Origin of the sequence: Salinibacterium sp. ZJ450 (assembly GCF_011751885.2) — a bacterium.
Lineage (GTDB): Bacteria > Actinomycetota > Actinomycetes > Actinomycetales > Microbacteriaceae > Ruicaihuangia.
The window spans coordinates 1,556,669-1,572,965 of record NZ_CP061771.1; the positions used below are offsets into that span (position 1 = coordinate 1,556,669).

General features: G+C 68.0%; 16 protein-coding genes. 5 read left to right on the forward strand and 11 right to left on the reverse strand.

What is annotated here, in order from left to right; translation table 11 throughout:
* Positions 1-23: 23 nt before the first annotated feature.
* From HCT51_RS07380 to HCT51_RS07400, 5 genes are all read right to left on the reverse strand, one after another.
* A complete protein-coding gene (locus tag HCT51_RS07380) occupies positions 24-410 on the reverse strand; it encodes a DUF1801 domain-containing protein (protein WP_166872349.1) in 387 nt (128 codons plus the stop codon).
* A gap of 9 nt (positions 411-419) precedes the next feature.
* A complete protein-coding gene (locus tag HCT51_RS07385) occupies positions 420-917 on the reverse strand; it encodes a Dps family protein (RefSeq protein ID WP_166872346.1) in 498 nt (165 codons plus the stop codon).
* A gap of 44 nt (positions 918-961) precedes the next feature.
* Complete coding sequence (locus tag HCT51_RS07390) at positions 962-1,402, reverse strand: iron chaperone (RefSeq protein WP_166872342.1); 441 nt, start codon at positions 1,400-1,402, stop codon at positions 962-964.
* 65 nt (positions 1,403-1,467) lie between these two features.
* Complete coding sequence (locus tag HCT51_RS07395) at positions 1,468-2,265, reverse strand: formylglycine-generating enzyme family protein (protein ID WP_224760725.1); 798 nt, start codon at positions 2,263-2,265, stop codon at positions 1,468-1,470.
* Between the two features lie 10 nt (positions 2,266-2,275).
* Positions 2,276-4,681, reverse strand: coding sequence for an ATP-binding cassette domain-containing protein (locus HCT51_RS07400; protein WP_166872339.1), 2,406 nt, complete (start codon positions 4,679-4,681; stop codon positions 2,276-2,278).
* Positions 4,682-4,786: 105 nt separating this feature from the next.
* On the opposite strand from HCT51_RS07400, the gene HCT51_RS07405 reads away from it, so the two are divergent.
* Positions 4,787-5,569 (forward strand): VOC family protein, encoded by a 783-nt coding sequence (locus tag HCT51_RS07405; protein WP_166872336.1) that lies wholly within the window; start codon positions 4,787-4,789, stop codon positions 5,567-5,569.
* Here HCT51_RS07405 and HCT51_RS07410 read toward each other — a convergent pair.
* Positions 5,538-7,568: an alpha/beta hydrolase family protein gene (locus HCT51_RS07410; protein WP_166872333.1), complete on the reverse strand. Its 2,031-nt coding sequence runs from the start codon at positions 7,566-7,568 to the stop codon at positions 5,538-5,540. The two genes, HCT51_RS07405 and HCT51_RS07410, sit on opposite strands and share 32 nt — an antisense overlap.
* Positions 7,569-7,596: 28 nt before the next feature.
* Positions 7,597-8,364: an SDR family oxidoreductase gene (locus HCT51_RS07415; RefSeq protein WP_166872330.1), complete on the reverse strand. Its 768-nt coding sequence runs from the start codon at positions 8,362-8,364 to the stop codon at positions 7,597-7,599.
* An 88-nt stretch (positions 8,365-8,452) separates the two neighbouring features.
* Between HCT51_RS07415 and HCT51_RS07420 the strand changes: the two genes are divergently transcribed.
* From HCT51_RS07420 to HCT51_RS07435, 4 genes are all read left to right on the forward strand, one after another.
* Positions 8,453-8,929 carry an NfeD family protein gene (locus HCT51_RS07420; protein ID WP_166872325.1) on the forward strand — a complete coding sequence of 159 codons (477 nt, stop codon included), beginning with the start codon at positions 8,453-8,455 and terminating at the stop codon, positions 8,927-8,929.
* 59 nt (positions 8,930-8,988) lie between these two features.
* Positions 8,989-9,942: an SPFH domain-containing protein gene (locus HCT51_RS07425; protein WP_166872920.1), complete on the forward strand. Its 954-nt coding sequence runs from the start codon at positions 8,989-8,991 to the stop codon at positions 9,940-9,942.
* Positions 9,943-9,962: 20 nt separating this feature from the next.
* Positions 9,963-10,709 (forward strand): glycerophosphodiester phosphodiesterase family protein, encoded by a 747-nt coding sequence (locus tag HCT51_RS07430; RefSeq protein WP_224760726.1) that lies wholly within the window; start codon positions 9,963-9,965, stop codon positions 10,707-10,709.
* Between the two features lie 95 nt (positions 10,710-10,804).
* The gene (locus HCT51_RS07435; RefSeq protein ID WP_166872322.1) at positions 10,805-11,170 is read left to right on the forward strand and encodes an RNA polymerase-binding protein RbpA; all 366 of its coding nucleotides are present in this window, start codon (positions 10,805-10,807) and stop codon (positions 11,168-11,170) included.
* Positions 11,171-11,217: 47 nt separating this feature from the next.
* On the opposite strand, the gene lnt is transcribed toward HCT51_RS07435, so the two are convergent.
* From lnt to tatA, 4 genes are read right to left on the reverse strand one after another with little or no spacing between them, the layout of a single operon-like run.
* Positions 11,218-12,789, reverse strand: a complete 1,572-nt coding sequence (gene lnt, locus HCT51_RS07440) for an apolipoprotein N-acyltransferase (protein WP_166872319.1) — start codon at positions 12,787-12,789, stop codon at positions 11,218-11,220.
* Positions 12,790-12,791: 2 nt separating this feature from the next.
* On the reverse strand, positions 12,792-15,239 hold the full coding sequence (locus HCT51_RS07445) for a DEAD/DEAH box helicase (protein ID WP_166872315.1): 2,448 nt from the start codon (positions 15,237-15,239) through the stop codon (positions 12,792-12,794).
* Complete coding sequence (gene tatC / locus HCT51_RS07450; RefSeq protein ID WP_166872312.1) at positions 15,236-16,036, reverse strand: twin-arginine translocase subunit TatC; 801 nt, start codon at positions 16,034-16,036, stop codon at positions 15,236-15,238. Before tatC ends, HCT51_RS07445 begins: the two co-directional genes overlap by 4 nt.
* A 47-nt stretch (positions 16,037-16,083) precedes the next feature.
* Positions 16,084-16,296 carry a twin-arginine translocase TatA/TatE family subunit gene (gene tatA / locus HCT51_RS07455; RefSeq protein WP_166872308.1) on the reverse strand — a complete coding sequence of 71 codons (213 nt, stop codon included), beginning with the start codon at positions 16,294-16,296 and terminating at the stop codon, positions 16,084-16,086.
* Between the last annotated feature and the right edge of the window lies 1 nt (position 16,297).

Genomic DNA, 16,297 nt, shown 5'->3' on the forward strand with positions numbered 1-16,297 from the left:
AGCAGCGCCGGATTCGCGATGCACTAGTGCTGCAGCTGGCGCACCCAGTCGCGCACGATCGCGACGAATGCCGGCTGGGTGGCGAGGGTTTCGGCCCGGCTGGTGAACGTGACGATCGCGCGATTCGAGTCCGCCCAGCGCAGCAGCGCCGCCGGGTCGTCGATTTCGATCTTTGGATGCTCCGGTTTCGGCTTGGGGCCGGTGTGCAGGATCACCTGCACGGCGGTTGGTCGCCGCAGGTTGAGCGTCGCGAAGTCGTCGGCGAGGGCGAAGTTCGGTGCCTTCCATTTGATGCTCTCAGTGACCTGGGGCACCGCCGACTTGATGGACGATCGGATGAGGTCGACGACATCCGCCAGCTCGTGATCGAGCGATGCCACGAATTCGTCGACGGATGCCTCGACACTCATCCGCCCGCCCTACGAAGCCTTCGACTTGGGCTTCGCCGGCGTCTTCGCCTTCGTCTGCCGCGGGGAACGGTTTTCGGCGCTCACCATCCAGGCCAGCTGCTCCAGGCGTTCCAGGATCGCGTGCAGCAGATCTGCGGATGTCGGATCCTCGTCGTCCACCGGATCGTGCACCCTGCGCGCGGTCGCGACGACGGCATTCAGCCGCTCGGTGATGGCGTCGACGGCGGCCGCGGTGTCAATCTCCCCCGCCGCGAATGCCGGCAGGGTGGTCGACTTCGTGACCACGCTCGACCGCCCGTCCGGAGTCGCGTTGAGCGCCCGCATCCGTTCAGCGACATCGTCGGCGAACTCGCGGGCCGCATCGACGATCTCGTCAAGCTGCAGGTGCAGGTCGCGGAAATTGGTGCCGACGATGTTCCAGTGTGCTTGCTTGCCCTGCAGGTGCAGCTCGATGAGATCGACCAGCACGGCCTGCAGGTTATCGGACAGCTTCTGGGATGCATCCACGTCAGTTACTCCTTTGATCTCTGCTTAGCTGAGGCCGGTCGACCTCAGCTCACCGCCTTTTTCACCAGTTTGCTGATCTTTGCCTCGTCCGCGGCGGTCAAACCCGTCAGGGCGAACGCTGTCGGCCACATGGTGCCGTCGTCGAGGCTCGCGTCTTCGTTGAAACCGAGCGTTGCGTACCGGGTCTTGAACTTGGCGGCAGCCTGGAAGAAGACGACGACTTTGCCGTTCTTCGCGTAAGCGGGCATGCCGTACCAGGTTTTCGGCGTCAGCTCCGGCGCGCTGGCCTTGACGATCGCATGGATCCGCTCGGCCATGACCCGATCCGGTTCGGACATCTCGGCGATCTTGGCGAGCAGTTCTACTTCCGGATCCACTTTGGTGCGCGATCCGCGGCGGCCAGACTTGACCTCGGCTGCACGCTCCTTCATTGCGGCGCGTTCCTCGGCGCTGAAGCCCTCGGCTGGATCCTGAGTATTCGTCATCGTGGTTCCCTTTTCTGCTCGAATCGTCGGAACGACCCTAACAACTCGGCTCCCAGCGGGTCGGCCTAGTTCAGTAAGTCTCCGAGCGGCGTCCACCCGATGGGCAGCGGGCCGCGGATGTCGGCCCTGTCCCGATCGGCCGCCGCCGACCAGCCCTGCGCGGCCCGCGCGCCGGACTCCCCCACTGGTCCGCGGGCCACGCGGAACCCGACGTCTTCCATGACCGCGTCCGGTGCGCTCCCGCGGCGTACGGATGCGCGGCAGCTCCAGTGCCGGTCGTCCCAGCCTCCCCCGCGGAGGCTGCGATAGTCGCCATAGCGGGCGGTGTCGGCATAGTCCCAACACCATTCCCACACGTTGCCGAGCATGTCGAACAGGCCAAAGCCGTTCGCGGCCTTTCCCGCGACATCCTGCGGTGCGGTGACCTGATCAGCGGCGGTCCAGGCAATGTCCGCGAGCGGCCCGTAGGCGGGGCCATCGGTACCGGCGCGGCATGCCCACTCCCACTCCGCCTCGGTCGGCAGTCGGAGGCCATCAGCGTTGACGTCCCAGACGACATTCCGACCGTGGATCTCGTATGCCGGGGTGAGGTCGGCGACCGCCGACGCCGCATTGCACCAGCGAACCGCGTCGAACCAGGTGACCGGATGCGCCGGAACGTCGGGCGGCGCGGCGGATGGCGCTGCGCCCAATGACGATGCGCCGGATGTCGCGCCAGCCTCAACCACCGCGCGCCAGTCGGCCCGGGTGACCTGGGTCCGCCCGATCTCGAACCGAAGCAGCGGCACCTCACGGGAGGATCCCACCCGAGCGTCGCGCAGCTCAAAGGATCCCGCGGGAATCGCGGTCAGCCGGAGTGCCACGGGGACCACGTCAGCCGGCGACGTAGGCCGCGAGGTGCTCGCCGGTGAGGGTGGAGCGGGCGGCGACGAGGGCGGCCGGGGTGCCCTCGAAGACGACCCGACCACCGTCGTGGCCGGCACCGGGACCGAGATCGATGATCCAGTCGGCGTGCGCCATCACCGCCTGGTGGTGCTCGATCACGATCACCGACTTGCCGGAGTCGACGAGCCGATCGAGCAGGCGCAGCAGCTGCTCGACGTCAGCGAGGTGGAGGCCGGTGGTCGGCTCATCGAGTACCAGCACTCCGCCCTTCTCCCCCATGTGCGTGGCCAGCTTCAGCCGCTGCCGTTCGCCGCCGGACAGCGTGGTGAGCGGCTGTCCGATGCTGAGGTAGCCGAGCCCGACATCGGCGAGCCTGGCGAGGATCGCGTGGGCGGCGGGGGTCTTCGCTTCTCCCCCGGCGAAGAACTCCTCGGCCTCGGTCACCGGCATCGCGAGCACCTCGGCAATGTCGCGGCCGCCGAGCCGGTACTCCAGCACCGACGCCTGGAACCGCTTGCCCTCGCACTCCTCGCAGAGGGTGGCGACGGTGTCCATGAAGCCCAGGTCGGTGTAGATCATGCCCGCGCCGTTGCAGGCGGGGCAGGCGCCCTCGGAGTTGGCGCTGAACAGCGCCGGCTTCACCCCGTTGGCCTTCGCGAAGGACTTGCGGATCGGGTCGAGCAGACCGGTGTACGTCGCGGGGTTGCTGCGCCGCGAGCCCTTGATCGCCCCCTGGTCAATCGATACGACCCCGTCCCGGCCGGACACCGAGCCGTGGATCAGTGAGCTCTTGCCGGAGCCGGCGACGCCGGTGACCACGACGAGCGCCCCGAGCGGGATGTCGACGTCGACATCCTGCAGGTTGTGCTCGTTCGCGCCGCGGATCTCGAGCTTGCCCTTCGGGGCGCGCACGCTCGTCTTCAGGGTCGCCCGGTCATCCAGGTGGCGGCCGGTGAGGGTGCCGCTGGCTCGCAGGCCCTTGAGGGTGCCCTCGTAGCAGATGGTGCCGCCGGCCGTGCCGGCTCCCGGCCCGAGGTCGATGACGTGGTCGGCGATCGCGATCGCCTCTGGCTTGTGCTCGACCACCAGCACCGTGTTGCCCTTGTCGCGCAGCTGCAGCAGCAGGGTGTTCATCCGCTGGATGTCGTGCGGGTGCAGGCCGATGGTCGGCTCGTCAAAGACGTAGGTGATGTCGGTGAGCGACGAGCCGAGGTGGCGGATCATCTTGGTGCGCTGCGCCTCGCCGCCGGACAGCGTGCCGGAGGGACGGTCGAGCGACAGGTAGCCGAGGCCGATGTCGACGAAGGAATCGAGCGCCTGCTGCAGGTTGCCGAGCAGCGGCGCGACCGACGGCTCGTCGAGGCCCCGCACCCACTCGGCGAGGTCGCTGATCTGCATGGCGCAGGCCTCGGCGATGTTGATCCCGGTGATCCGCGAGCGGCGGGCGCCCTCGCTGAGCCGGGTCCCTCCGCAGTCCGGACAGGCGACGAAGGTGACGGCGCGCTCGACGAACGCGCGGATGTGCGACTGCATTGCCTCCTTGTCTTTCGCGAGCATCGACTTCTGGATCTTGGGGATCAGACCCTCGTAGGTCATGTTGATCCCCTGCAGCTTGACCTTGGTCGGCTCCTTGCGCAGGAAGTCGTGCAGCTCGGTCTCGGTGTAGTCGCGGATCGGCTTGTTCGGGTCGAGGAATCCCGACTCGCTGAAGATCCGCACCATCCATCCGTCGGAGTTGTAGCCGGGGACGGTGATCGCGCCCTGCGCGAGCGACTTGCTCTCGTCGTACAGCTGGCCCAGGTCGATGTCGGAGACCGTGCCCATGCCCTCGCACCGCGGGCACATGCCGCCGGTGAGGGTGTAGGTCTTCTTGACCGTCTCGCCCTTGCCGGCGCCGCGCGCGACGGTGATCGCCCCGGACCCGGTGACCGAGGGAACGTTGAACGAGAACGCGTTGGGCGAACCAATGTGCGGCTGCCCGAGCCGGCTGAACAGGATGCGCAGCAGCGCGTTGGCGTCGGTGGCGGTGCCGAGCGTGGACCGGACGTTGGCACCCATCCGCTCCTGGTTCACGATGATGGCCGTGGTCAGGCCTTCGAGCACGTCGACGTCTGGCCTGGCCATCGTCGGCATGAAGGTCTGCACGAAGGTGCTGTAGGTCTCGTTGATCATCCGCTGCGACTCCGCGGCGATCGTGGCGAACACCAGCGAGCTCTTGCCAGAGCCGGAGACGCCGGTGAACACGGTGAGCCGACGCTTCGGGATCTCGACGCTGACATCCTTGAGGTTGTTCTCGCGCGCGCCCTGCACCCGGATCAGATCGTGGCTGTCGGCAACCGGCAGCGCACCCGACTGCGGGTCCGTGCTCACACCCGTGCTCGTGCTCGTGGTCATACTCATCGTCTCCCCTGGTCGCCATCCACTTTATGTTGATAGTTGTCGGCGGTCGGGCGTACGCTCGGCACAGCGAGCCACAGGAACGGTTGTCAAAGGAGACGTATGCCTGTCCGCGATGCAATCCCCGCCGGGGCGCCCTGCTGGGTCGACCTGGCAAGTTCCGAACCAGATCGCGCCGTCGAGTTCTACGGCCAGTTGTTCGGCTGGCGGGCTGACCGCGCCAGCGACTCCCAGTACGGCGGGTACGTCAGCTTCTACCGCGACGACCGGTTAGTGGCGGGGCTGGCGACGAACACCGGAACCTTCGGCTTTCCCGACGGGTGGTCGACCTACCTGATGGCGCCGGATGTCGCGGCCACCGCCCGCCGCGCCACGGATGCCGGAGCCCAGGTGCTGGTGGAACCGCTCGAGATCCCCGGTCAGGGCAGCATGTCGATGCTCGCCGACCCGAGCGGCGGGGTGATCGGACTATGGCAGCCGGGCGGCCACACCAGCTACGGCGTCACCGGCGAGAACGGCACCGTGGCGTACCACGAACTGCAGACCAGGGACTACTCCGCCGCCGTGGACTTCTACCGCACGGTATTTCACTGGCACTTGCGGGTGGTCGACGACAGCGACGAGTTTCGCTACATGAATGTGATTCATGAGGGCAAGCAGTACGCGGGCATCATGGATGCCAGCCACGTGCTGCCCGATACGCAGCCGTCGACCTGGTACGTGTACTTCGGCGTGGAGGATGTCGATTCTGCGGTACGCACCGCGCAAACCCTCGGCGGGTCGGTCGTTTCCGCCGCCGAAGACACCCCGTTCGGTCGGCTCGCGACACTCGGCGATCCGACCGGGGCCGTGTTCAAACTGGCGTCGTTGGAGGGACCGGCGTGACCGGCAGGTGACGTTCCCACCAGTCAAGGATGATCTCGAACCGCTGCCTGCGGTGGCGCGGCCGTCCGCTGCGGGAGAGCTCGTGGTCCTCCCCCGGGAACAGCACCAGTTCGGCGTCGACCCCCTGCCGGCGCAGCGCCTGGTAGTACCGCTCGGCCTGGTCGAGCGGGCAGCGCAGATCCTGCTCGGAATGGATCAGCAGGGTGGGTGTGTTCACCCGCTGCACGTGCTCCTGCGCGTTCTGCGCCCGCACCGCGTCGGGGCTCGTGCCCAGGTACTCCTGGCCGAAGAACGTGCCGATGTCGGAGTTGCCGGCGAACGCCGTGGCATCCAGAAACCCGCGCTCCACGATCGCCGCCGCGAACCGCTGATCGTGCTCGGTGATCCAGGCGGTCAGGTAGCCGCCGTATGACCCGCCCATCACGCCGAGACGGTCAGCGTCCAACGCCGGAAACTCGGAGAGCGCACCGTCGAGGAAGTCGATCACGTCGGTGAAATCCAGGGTTCCGAACCCGCGACGGATGACGCGGCCGTGCCGCTGCCCGTATCCGGATGAGCCGCGCGGGTTGCACATCACCACCGCGTAGCCGGCGTCGGCGTACACCTGCGCCTCGTCGAGCACGGTCACCGTGTGCGACGAGAACGGCCCGCCGTGCACCATCAGCAGCACCGGGTGCGGTCCGTCGCCGGCCGGCTGCAGCACCCAGCCGTGCACCGCATGCCCGTCGCGCGCCGGTACCACGAGTTCCCGGGCCGGGCGAAGGCCCGCGGAGCGCAACTCCCCAGAGAAATCGGTGCGCAGCTGAAGTTGGCCGCCGCGCAGCACCGCGACATCACCCACCGTGTTCGCAGCAGACAGTGACAGGGCGATGGTGTCGGATGCCGCGGCGGCACCGTGCACCTCGAATGGGCCCGCGGTGAGCGCGGTGACCTGGCCGCCGGCGGTGACCGCGGTCAGGTGCAGGGCGCCGCGGGTGCGGTTCTGCACCAGGAAGGTCTCGTCATCGACCACCACCACCGCGCTGCAGTCGCCCAGGTCGATGCTCTCTGCCTCGGTGAGTCGGCGGGCCGGAGCGCCGGGCCGATCGATGATGAACAGGCCGTCGTGCCGCGCCACGAAGTCGCGGCCGCCGCGGCCGAGCTCGTGGGCGATGAACAGGATGGCGCCGGATGCCGTCTGCTCAACCAGGCGGATGGCCCGGTTCGGCTCTGTCCCGGTGACCAGCTCGGCGTGCACCCGGGCGCGACTGCCCGGCTTGCCGAGCGTGATGTGCCATAGGTCGGTGCGCAGGTCACGGTCGCGGCGCTCGTGCCTGGCTGACACCACCAGCAGCGAGCCGCCGTCGGCCGAGAAGCTCAGGTCGCCGTGATCGAAGTCGCCGGTGGTGAGCTGCCGGGCCTTCGGCACCCCGCTTCGCCGGTCCGGTTTCGGATTGTCGACGCTCGGCGCCACCGGATAGACGGGTTCGCCGTCGGCGCGCGGCACCTCGAGCAGGAACACCTGGCTGCGGCGGTCGGTGGTGTAGCCCACCCCGTTCGCCTTGTACCGGGTGCTGGTGATCCGGCGCGCCGGTTCCGCGTCGGGGCCGAGGCCCTCGATGGTGCGGTACCGGCCAGCCTCCGGAACCCTGGCGGTGAACGCGATCCGGGTGCCATCTGGCGACCAGCGGAACCCGATCACACCGAGCGGCGCCTCGGTGAGCGTGGTCGGCTCACCGCCGAGGGAATCGACGATGTGCAGCTGCCCCGCGACATCCGGTGCGCTGCGAATGAAGGCCAGCAGCCTGCCGTTCGGGGAGAACTGCGGTGCGGTGTCGCGGAAGCCGCGGGTGAAGCGGCGCGCCGTCGGCACCCCGGAAAGCAGAACCTCCCAGAGTTGACCGACGTAGGCGTCGGCCTCGAGGTTCGGGCGCGTCACCGAGACCACCGCACGATCACCCGACGGGTGGATCGTGGGAGCCGAGACGCTCTGCAACAACGGCAGATCGCTGAACTTCATGGGACGATTCCTCTTCCCGCGAGGTGAGTTAGCTGCCGGTCTGGAAGTCGGAGACGTCTCCGACGTAACGCGTGTTGTCGGCGGGAACCGGTTCGACGGCGGCCAGGGCGACCTCGCCGGCGAACTCGCTGACGTTGTACAGCTTGCCTGCGGCCTCCTTGCGCGCACCGATCGCGCCCGGGTTCGCGCGCTCCAGCAGCGTGGCGGTGATCGTGCCCTCGATCATGTCGCCGGAGACCACCACGAACTCGATGCCGGCCGCTTCGAGGCTGGGAATGAGCGCGCGCAGCGAGTCTTCTCCGGCGCGCTTGCTCAGCGCCACCGGCTCATACTCTGGCATGGTCGGCACGGTGCGGATGAAGTGCGCCTGGTGGCTGGTGACGAACACCACGCGCGCGCCCTCGCTCAGCAGCGGCAGCGCCGCGGTCAGCACGTTGATCTGCGCGTCACGGTTGAGGGTCATGGCGTAGTCGGCGGCCATGCCGGATTCCATGCCACCCGAGGCGTTCAGCACCAGGATGTCGAGGCCGCCGAACTGGTCGGCCACGGTCTCGAACATCGCGGCGATGGACGCCGGGTCGGTGAGGTCGGCACCGACGGCGATCGCGGATCCGCCGGCCGCCTCGATCTGGCCGACGAGCTTCTGCGCCCTCGCCTCTTTGTTGCGGTAGTTGATGACCACTCTGGCCCCGGCTTCGGCGAAATAGCCGGCCGTGTCGGCCCCGATACCGCGGGATGAGCCCGTTACGAGCACACGCTTGCCGGACAGGGAACCTGGTTTCAGTGGGTTAGTCACAGCATCCGACACTATCAACTCCCGCCCGGGCGCACGTTCGGCGAGGTGGTAGCTTCGGAATCACACGACACCAGAGGAGTGCTCGAAGATGACGGCGGATTTTCTGACGACGTACGCCTGGGTGTTCTGGTTGGCGTTAATTCTCATCTTCGTGATCATCGAGGTCTCCACCGTCGACTTCTCCTTCCTCATGCTGGGCGTCGGGTGCCTGGGTGGTCTGATCAGCGGCCTGTTCGGAGCCCCGTGGTGGCTGCAGGTCGTGATCGCCGCGCTGCTGTCGCTGTTGCTGTTGTTCACGGTGCGGCCGCCGCTGCTGAGGGCGCTGAAACGTGGCGGTGACCCCGCCCGCAGCAACGTGGACGCCCTGCTCGGCATGGACGGGCGCGTGATGGAGGACTTCTTCGAAGGGGCGGGGCACGTGAAGCTCGCCAACGGTGAAACCTGGACGGCTCGACTGTCGTCGATGACCGAGGACCGACCGCTGATCGAGGGCGAACGAGTCGTCGTCACAGCCATCGAGGGGGCGACCGCCGTGGTCATCCCCGTGGAAAGGACCGCAGAGTGACCGGAGCATTCCTGAGCCAGGCCAGCACTGACCCTGTCGCGCAGACCGTGGGCACCGTCATGTTGTACGTGCTGATTGCGATCATCACCCTGTTTGTCTTGGTGGTGCTGTTTCGCGCCATCCGGATCGTGCCGCAGGCGACCGCCGGCGTCGTCGAACGCCTCGGCCGCTACCACAAGACGCTGCTGCCGGGCCTGAACATCCTGGTTCCCTTCATTGACCGGATGCGGCCGCTGATCGACATGCGGGAACAGGTCGTCTCGTTCCCGCCGCAACCGGTGATCACCGAGGACAACCTGGTGGTGTCCATCGACACGGTCGTCTACTTCCAGGTCACCGACGCCCGGGCCGCCACCTATGAGATCGCCAACTACCTCGGCGCGGTCGAGCAGCTCACCACCACCACGTTGCGCAACGTGGTCGGCGGGTTGAACCTCGAGGAGGCGCTGACCAGCCGCGACGAGATCAACGGGCAGCTGCGCATCGTGCTCGACGAAGCCACCGGCAAGTGGGGCATCCGCGTCGGCCGGGTGGAGTTGAAGGCGATCGACCCGCCCGCCTCCATCCAGGACTCGATGGAGAAGCAGATGCGCGCCGAGCGTGACCGGCGTGCGCTGATCCTGACCGCGGAGGGCACCAAGCAGTCAGCCATCCTCACCGCCGAGGGTGCCAGGCAGGCGGCCATCCTGTCGGCGGAGGGTGATGCCCGCGCCGCCGTGCTGCGCGCCGAGGGTGAGGCGCAGGCCATCACCACGGTGTTCGGCGCCATCCACGCCGGCAACCCCGACGCGCCGCTGCTGGCCTACCAGTACCTGCAGACCCTGCCGAAGATCGCCGAGGGTGAGGCCAGCAAGCTGTGGATCATCCCGAGCGAGCTGACCGAGGCGCTCGCCGGCATCAGCAAGGGTTTCGTCGGGGCGCTCACCCCGCAGCAGCCAGCCCAGCCAGCCCAGCCGGCCCAGCCGACGCAGTCAGCGCCGCCGCCGCAGAGCCCGCAGACGCCCGCGCCGTAACCACCGCCGTCCGATCCACCGTGTACCTCTCCCCCGCTCCCCCGCGTGTGCTCGCGCACCGAGGCTTCGCCCTCGATGCCCCGGAGAACAGCATGCTCGCCTTCCTGCGAGCGGTTGCGCTCGGCTGCAGCCACCTCGAAACCGACGTGCACGCCTCCAGCGACGGCATCGCGGTGATCTGCCACGACGACGACCTGATGCGCATCGCCGGGCGCCCGGAACGCCCGGACCAGCTGAGCATGGCGCGCCTCGCCGAGGTTCCGCTCGGGCACGACCAGACCATGTGCTCGCTGAGCGACGCGCTCGACGCGTTTCCGGACGCCCGGTTCAACATCGACATCAAGTCCGCCGACGCCGTGCTGCCGACCGTGCAGGCCATCCGCGACGCGAAGGCCCGCGATCGGGTGCTGGTCACCTCGTTCAGTGAGCGCCGCCGCCGCGCCGCCGTCGAGCTGCTGCCGGGCGTGGCGACGTCCGCCAGCGCGCCCCGGTTCGTCGCGGCGCTGCTGGCTGCGGCATCCGGTTCCGATTGGGCCTTGCGCGGCGCCCTACGCGGCCTGGACGCGCTGCAGGTGCCGGAGAAGACGCTGGGCCTGGCGGTGTCCGCGCCGCGCATCCTCGACGCCTTCCACCGCGCCGGCGTCGAGGTGCACATCTGGACGGTGAACGACGTGGATGACATGGCGCGCCTGTTCGATGCCGGCGTCGACGGGCTGGTCACCGATCGCCCCGATCTGGCCCTGCGGCTGCTCGCGACAGGTGACTAGCACACCCACGCAGGTGACTAACGGCCCAGCGGGAAGGAAACGCACAGCTAAGCGCGTTATAACTATGAGTTGCATCGCGAAAGGGAGGCCACACAATGGCGGATCGCAGTTTGCGCGGAATGAGACTGGGCGCACAGAGCCTTCAAAGCGAAGAAGGCGTCGAATTCTCACCGCGAAAGAAGAGTGTTTACCGCACGGATGACGGATCGACCTTTGAGGTCGTGTTCTCGGCCGACGCGGAAGTTCCGGAAATCTGGCAGTCTCCGAAGAGCGGGAAAGAGGGTCATCTGCTCACGGACGACGGCAAGCTCGTCGAGACCGAGGATGTCGAGACCAAGACGCCGCGCACGCATTGGGACATGCTGCTGGAGCGTCGCACGCGCGACGAGTTGGAGGAGCTGCTGGAAGAGCGGCTCAGCTTCCTGCGCGCGCGCAAGGGCAAGCAGAAGATCGGCGCGTAACGCTCGGCGCGGATAGCACTATCGGGTGTTCTCACCCGCCGAAAGGGTCAGCCTCGCGGCTGGCCCTTTTTCGTGCGCGCCATGCGCCGGTCCGGCGCAGGCCGTGACGCCTGCCAGGCCGCTCCGGCGCCGATCAGCAGACCGAGCAGTCCGAGACCGGACACCGCCCACTCGATCTCCCTGCCGAATTGCAGCGCCGCCGTCGAGGTGCTGCTGAGCGGCACCTCGGCGACCATGGAGTCGGCGGTGTGCCACTCCAGCTCGTCGATCGCCCCGCCATCCGGGGCGATGATCGCGCTCGTTCCGACGGTGGAGATGTTGACCACCGAGCGGCCGAGTTCGAGCGCGCGGATCCGCGCCACGGCCAGCTGCTGCACGCTCTCGTCGGTGCGGCCGAAGTCGGCGTTGTTGGTCTGCGCGAAGATGATCTCGGCGCCCTGCTCAACCGACTCGGTGAGCAGCTGGTCGTCGAAGATGTCGAAGCAGATGTTGATGCCGGCGATGACCCCGCCCAGGTCGAACACCCCGTCGGTGGTGCCCGGCGAGTACTCGCGGCCGATCAGGCCGATCAGATCCGGGGCGAGCGACTCAAAGAAGGCACGGTCGGGCACGTACTCGCCGAATGGCACCGGATGCTTCTTGTCGTAGTGGTCGGTGGGGCCGACCCCCGGCTCCCAGAGAAACGACGTGTTGAACAGGCCGTCGCTGCGGTCGGTGATCGCTCCGCCGACCAGCGGCACCCCGGCCTGCTCGGCGATCTGGTCGAACACGCTCGCGGCGTACCGGGAGGTGAGCGGGTTGAGATCGGATGCGGCCTCCGGCCAGACGATCACGTCGACATTCTCATCGAGGATCGGCAGCGTGGCGTCGACGTGGTCCTGCAGGTTGTCGCCGAGCTCACGCTCGTCGAAATAGCCGGCCTTGGAGTTGCCCTGCACGGCGGCGACCCGCAGCGTGCCATCCACGGTGACCGGGAACGCGGGAGTCGCGAGCATCGCGACCAGCACCACGGCGACCGGGATCAGCCGCACCGTCGGGCGCGCGGCCCGCAGATACACCGCCTCGACGGCCATCGCCACCACCAGCACCATCACGAAGCTGACGCCGGAGGTGCCAAGCCAGGAGAACAGCGGCGCCAGCGGGCTTTCCGACTGCGATTGCGCCACCCGTCCCCAGGCGAAGCCACCGTACGGCCAGACGCTCGCCCAGGCCTCCCGAGCGGTCCACAGCCCGGCGACGACGATCGGCAGCGCCACCAGCCGTTCCAGCGGATGCCGGCCGATCGGCAGCATCCGGTAGGCAAGGGCAATCGCCACACAGCCGAGCGCGAAGAAGAAGCCCTCCAGCAGCGACAGCGCAACCCACGGCACCGGGCCGAGGAACAGGGTGGCCCATTGCACGTGGATCAGGAAGAAGCTGCTGCCGGCGACGAAACCGATCAGCAGAGCCCGCGCCGCGCTCTGCCCGCGGACGGCCACGAGCACCATCGCGATGCCGACGAAGGTGAGCGGCCAGATCCCGAGGTCGGGGAACCCGGAGTCGAGCACGGGACCGGCCACGGCGGCGATCACCAGCGCCAGCCAGAGGCGCAGGGGTGTGGGCGGTCTAGTGGTTTGCATGCTCAGGACACGCTGCTGTATGCGACGATTCCTCTGCGAACCGCGTCGAGGGCTTGGCGCGCCGTGCGGCCGACCGGGCCATCGGCGACCACCGAGAGCTGGTCGAGCAGGTCGATGGTCTGCTTGCTCCAGCGCACGAAGTCGCCCGCGGCCATGTCGGACAGCGACAGCACCGATTCCAGGGTGGCGCCCTGCGCCCAGCGGTACATCGCCAGGCAGAGGCCGGTGCCGAGCGGTTCCGAGCCGGGGAGCTTGTTCTCCACCTCGATGTCGTCGAGCTTCGACCAGAGCTCCTCGGTTCGGCTGAGGGCCTCCCGGAACGGCCCGCGTGGCAGCATCCGGTCGCTGTCCATGCCTTCTTCCCTGCGCGGTTCGTAGACGATCGCGGTCGCCATCGCGGCCAGGGCGGCCGGGTCAAGCGCCGACCAGGCACCACGGCGCAGGCTCTCGGCGACCAGCAGGTCGCGCTCCCCGTAGATGCGGCGCAGGGTGCGGCCGTGCACGCTGAGTGTGAGGTCGCCGTCGCCGACCGCGGTGAGGTAGCCGGTGAGCTCGAGCACGTCGGTGACCCGGTCGAACACGGTGGAGACGGCCCCGGTGCGGCCGCGGATCTGCGAGCTGAAGTCGTCGCGCTGCTTCTTCAGCCGCCACCAGCGCTCCGCCCAGCGGGCGTGTGCCTCGCGTTCGGCGCAGCTGTGGCAGGGATGCTGCCGCATGCGCTTGCGCAGCGCGGTGAGTTGCCGCTGCCGCCGGTCGCGTTCCACCCGGCTGGCCGTCTCGGCGCGGGACTGCCCCTTGCGTTCCAGATCGGTCAGTTCGCGCCGGATGCCGGAGTACTCGGCGAAGTCGCCGAGGTGGCAGGTCATCGACTCTTCGTACCCGGCGAGCGACTTCTCCAGCTCGCGCACCTTGCGGGCAAGGTCCACCACCGAGCGGTCGGCCTGGAACTGCGCGAACGAGCTCTCCAGGATCTCCCGGGTGCGGTCGCGCCCGAACTGGGCGATCAGGTTCACAGCCATGTTGTAGGTCGGCCGGAAGCTGGAGTTGAGCGGGTAGCTGCGCCGGGAGGCCAGCGACGCGACCGCCTGCGGGTCCAGGCCGGTGACCCACTGGATCACCGAGTGGCCCTCGACGTCGATGCCGCGGCGGCCGGCACGTCCGGTGAGCTGGGTGTACTCCCCCGCCGTGATCGGCACCCTGGCCTCGCCGTTGAATTTCTCCAGTTTCTCCAGCACCACCGTGCGGGCCGGCATGTTGATGCCGAGCGCCAGTGTCTCGGTGGCGAACACGGCCTTCACCAGCTTTTTCTGGAACAGTTCCTCGACGACTTCCTTGAACGCCGGCAGCAGCCCGGCGTGGTGCGCCGCCACGCCCCGTTCCAGGCCGTCCAGCCACTCCCAGTAGCCGAGCACGGCGAGGTCCTCATCGAGCAGGGTGCGGCAGCGTTCCTCGGCGATTGCGCGGATCTGCTCACGCTCGTGCCGTTCGGTGAGGCTGATGCCGGCGCGCAGCACCTGACGCACCGCCGCGTCGCAGCCGGCGCGGCTGAAGATGAAGAAGATGGCGGGCAGCAGGTTCTTCGAGGCCAGCAACGCCACGACATCCGGCCGGTCCATCCGCGCCGCGGCGCGGTCGTTGTTCCAGCTGCCGCGGCGGTCACGGGCAGACGGATGCCGCCGGCCGCTCCGATCGGAGCCACCCGCGCCCCCGCGCGCCAGCTGCACCAGCTCCGGGTTCACCCGGTTGGCGGCGGCGTTGCCCGGCGTGGAGTCGAACAGGTCGAGCATCTTGGTGCGCACCAGCACGTGCTGGTCAAGCGGCACCGGGCGCTCCTCTGACACGATCACGTCGGTGTCGCCGCGCACCGCCTGCAGCCAGTCGCCGAACTCCTCCGCATTCGACACGGTGGCGCTCAGCGACACCATGCGAACCTCCTGCGGAAGGTGGATGATGACCTCTTCCCAGACCGGGCCGCGGAACCGGTCGGCAAGGTAGTGCACCTCGTCCATGATCACGAACTGCAGGTTCACCAGCAGGTCGCTGTCGGCATAGAGCATGTTGCGCAGCACCTCGGTGGTCATCACCACGATGCGGGCGCCGCTGTTGATGTTGGTGTCGCCGGTGAGCAGGCCGACCTGGCTGGCGCCGTACTCTGCGACGAGTTCGTTGAACTTCTGGTTGCTGAGCGCCTTCATCGGCGTCGTGTAGAACACCTTCGCGGCCGGTTGAAACATCGCCAGGAACACCGCGAACTCGGCCACGATGGTCTTGCCCGCGCCGGTCGGGGCGGCCACCAGCACGCTGCGGCCCTCCTCCAGCGTGCCGCACGCAGCCAGCTGGAACGGGTCCAGGTCGAACTTCTGCTGCGCCCGGAACGCCTCGAGTCGCGGGGCGGACCGGGTCGTGCGGGATGCCGCATACCGTTCCGCCGGCGACAGCTCGGTGGTCATGCGCCCGCCAACTCCGCGTCGAACGCGGCGCTGCGCCGGCTTGCCCGCCGATCATGCACCCAGGCGATGGCCCAGGCGGTGAAGTACAGCAGGATCATCGGCACCATCAGCATGAACATGCTGACGATGTCGGCCGCGGGGGTGGCGAGCGCGGTGAACACCGCGATCAGCAGGATCGCCACACGCCAGCCCTTGAGAATGGCGATCGCCGACATGACACCGGCGAAGTTCAGCAGCACCAGGAACACCGGCAGCACGAACGCGACGCCGATGGCCAGGATCAGCTTGAGCGTGAAGTCGAGATAGGTCTTCGCCTGCAGGAAGGTGGTGTCCTCGATCGGCGCGAAGCTGGTCATCAGGCGCACCATGTTGGGCAGGATGAACCAGCCCACGGCGCAACCGGCGAGGAACAGCGGCACCGCCGACGCCAGGAAGCCCACCGTGTAGCGCTTCTCGGTGCGCTGCATCGCCGGCGCGAAGTACGCCCAGATCTGGTACAGCCAGACCGGGCTGGACAGGATGACGCCGACGCCGATGGCGATGCCCATCGTGATGTCGAACGACTCGGTGATGTAGCTGTAGTTGATCTCGGTGCTGCGGCCCTGTTCCTCGGCGATCTGCAGCACGGGTGCGCGCAGTTGCGCCCACACCCAGCCGGCAATGAAGAAGTCGCCGAGTTTGGTGAAGGGCAGGATGTCGCCCACCCTGATGAAGGCGATCACCGTTCCCACGACGATGGAGATGCCGGCAATGAAGAGCCGCTTCCTCAGTTCGAGGAGGTGCTCTTTGAGCGACATCCGACCCTCGCGGTTCGCGCCTCGCTTCGTCCGCGCGACCACCGGAGTTATGGCTTCGGCGTCGTCTCGGTCGACGCTGCCGGTGGCTCGTCTGCCTCGGCGGTCTTGTCGGCCGTCTTGTCGGACTTCGCCTCAGACTTAAGGATCTTGAAGGACTGGCCGAGGCTCTTCGCCAAGCCAGGAAGCTTCGGTGCGCCGAACAACAACAGGATGATGACTAGGAGAATGATCCATTCCCAGCCCTGGAGACCAGAGAGCATA